The organism is Helicobacter mehlei, from assembly GCF_003660265.1.
GTDB classification, from domain to species: Bacteria; Campylobacterota; Campylobacteria; order Campylobacterales; family Helicobacteraceae; genus Helicobacter; species Helicobacter mehlei.
Map to the genome: position 1 here is coordinate 1 of NZ_QXQP01000046.1, position 2,790 is coordinate 2,790.

Sequence of the window (2,790 nt, forward strand, 5' to 3'; positions counted from 1 at the left end):
AGGATTAAAATGCTAGCGTGTTCTAGCCCTTTGGTATTTGTTTGGCAAGCATAACGATTAAAAGCCTTTGGCTTTTGCAATGCTAGCGCATTGCTAGCCTTTCATATTGGTTTGGCGAGCTTGACCATTAAAACGCTAAAGCGTTTTGCAAAAGCTAAAGCTTTTGCTCATTAAACCCGAAGGGTTTAACCCTATCCCCCACACCGCTTAAATGCTAGAATGCCCCAAAATGCCAAAGGAGAATGCATGCCAACAGATTTAAGCCCTAAAGAAGAGGCCCAGCTTGAGAGTTTTACAGAGGAGATGATCGCGCGCGCGGGCAACCCCCAAGAGGACAACCAAATACCAGAAGAAACGCCCTTAGAGCAAGAGGCAAAAGCACAAGCCCCCAGCGCGCTTTTAGAGCCCCCTAAGAGTGTGCAAACAGATAAGGGGCAATACAGCGCGCAAACCACTTTAGCCACGCCCCCAAGCACCCCCCAAGAACAACCCCCCACACAAACCCCCTTGATCAACAAAGGCACTTGTGATCCTAGCCGCATTTATGCCCTCATTGAGAACAACACCATTAGGGATATTTTTAGGGGCGATACTTTGCCCGAATACAATGCTGATCAGCTAGATATCCGAGTCTTGCCCCTAGGCGAAGAGCAGATGTATTCGGTGGGGTTAGCCCTCAAAGAGGGGGAATTACAGCCCCTAAGCCTAGAGCAGATCAAACAACGGCAAATCTCTTTTATTGATGAGGACTTCGAGGCGGAGATGTTAGAAGTGCAGAATGAATACATCCCCCTTGAAGAAATTTTGACTTTTGAGATGCAAAGGCAGGAGGCACTAAGCTTACAACAAGGGGGGCAGACCCCTTTTTTAGACAAGCTAGCGGCCGCACGGGGGGAGAGTAAGGAGGCATTAGCGGGCAAAATCCTTAAAAAGCACGCAGATTATATGGGGACTCTAGCGGTGTTGCTAGGCAACCGCCATAAGTTGCGCACCCAGATTGAGCAGTCCAAGGACCCTCAAGAGATCATGCAGATCGCCTACAAAAGCCCCCTAAAGGCCTAAGATGCCTCTAGTGTGGTCGCGCAAGAGCCCGGACTATTTAGCCTTTTTGCACGACAAGGAGGCTGATAAAATCAAGTCCTATAACGCCATTGTGCAAGAACACCAGCTTGATATTAGCCCGCAGATCATCAGCGCGCAGGCTTACGCCTATGCCCAGCACGAGGCTAATGCGCATTTTCAAGTCTTTAGCGATATTTTCAAGCCCGAGAAGTTGGGGGAATTTATCGCCTCTTTGGTGGAGATGATTGTTGGCATAGCTTTAGCAGTCTTCACCGGGGGCGCTAGCGTGGCCTTAGCGATCGCGCAAATGGCAATGGTGGTGGCCAGGAGTGTTTTAGACACCATGAAAGAGGACACCCAGAGCTTTTTTGATGCCACCACCAACAGCCTCAAACAAGCCACAGCGGTACTCAAAGGGCTAAATGAAGAGGTGCCTAGCCTTGTGCAGGCTTTGATTTACCACCCTTATGCGATCTTCCCAGAGGGGCATATTTACAAGGGGGAAACCCCCGGGAGTTTGGGCCATAAGGCCGGGCTAGAGGCTTATAACCCGATGAAAGGCATTAATGGGGTTTATAAGGAAAACATGCAGGCCGAGCAGATCAACACCCGTTCTCATCGGCATTTGCCCGGCAATGCCCATTATAGCCCCCTAAAGTTGCCCTTCCCCAAGGCGCGCTTTAAAGAGGATACCCAAAAGACCCTAGAGGGCTACAGGCGCAACTTGGATAAGCGTATGGAGCAGATCAAAAAGGGGTTTGCCAATCTCACTCAAGAGCACTTCGGGGCTTTTGATACGCAGGTGATCCAAAGGCTTTTTAACGAGCATATGGACAAAGACATCCACCCTAGAATCGACCAAATTAATAGTTATGACTTTTTGCACAAGATGGGGTACTATGCCAAGGGAGAGAGATTGCCCCTTTTTGAACATATGCCCTACCCAGATGCGCTCAAATTGCCCCCTAGTCAGTTCCCCCTCAATGGGTTAATTAGGGTGCAAAAAAGGGAATACAGGGCGGTTTATAGGGGGAATTGGAACACCGCGGGGGGCGGATCAGGAGGGTGGGGGCATATCCCCATTGATATGACCTATGTTTTTGATGATCAGGGGGTGCTTAAAGAAATTCAGCGCGCAGAGGGGACACAAAAGAGCACCAAAATAGAGCGCGTGATCTTGCACCGCGCCCTCAAAGAGGGGGCTAAATTACCCCCCAAGAGTGGGGAGGTTTTAAGATATGAGGCCATTAGGGAGAACCCTACGGGCGTGTCCTTAGCCACTGAATACGCCCTCAAAGAGGCTTATAATGCGTATTTAAAAGAATATTGGGGGTGTTTTGAGATCACACTATTAGGCGCGGCAACACATATGCGCCCATTAGGGCAGGCCAAGAGTTTTACCCGCGCGCCGGTATATGATTGGGGTAGAAGGGGTTATAGGCACTATGCCCTAGAAGACATCTTTTTTAACACCGCGCTCAAACCCTTAAACCCAGCCGAACAGCGCGCACAGGAAAACTTTAATGCCTTTGTGGAATACTACCACTTAAAAGAAATAGAGTGGGAATAGAGAAGAAAACACCCCAAAAGAACCCCGCCTTAAAGGGAAACCCCACGCTAGCATCTGAATTTGCAAAATGCCCTTTTGCCAAGTGCCCACCATAGGGGGCTAGAGGGGGGTAATGCAAAGCTTGTCATCAATCTTACACCACTCTAGTTGGGCAAACT

General features: G+C 49.4%; 2 protein-coding genes. Both read left to right on the plus strand.

Annotation, left to right across the window (positions count from 1 at the left end):
• The first annotated feature begins 246 nt into the window (after positions 1-246).
• Positions 247-1,062, plus strand: coding sequence for a hypothetical protein (locus tag EAO36_RS08090; protein WP_162983129.1), 816 nt, complete (start codon positions 247-249; stop codon positions 1,060-1,062).
• A 1-nt stretch (position 1,063) separates the two neighbouring features.
• Positions 1,064-2,632: a hypothetical protein gene (locus EAO36_RS08855; RefSeq protein WP_235852321.1), complete on the plus strand. Its 1,569-nt coding sequence runs from the start codon at positions 1,064-1,066 to the stop codon at positions 2,630-2,632.
• The last annotated feature ends 158 nt before the right edge of the window (positions 2,633-2,790 follow it).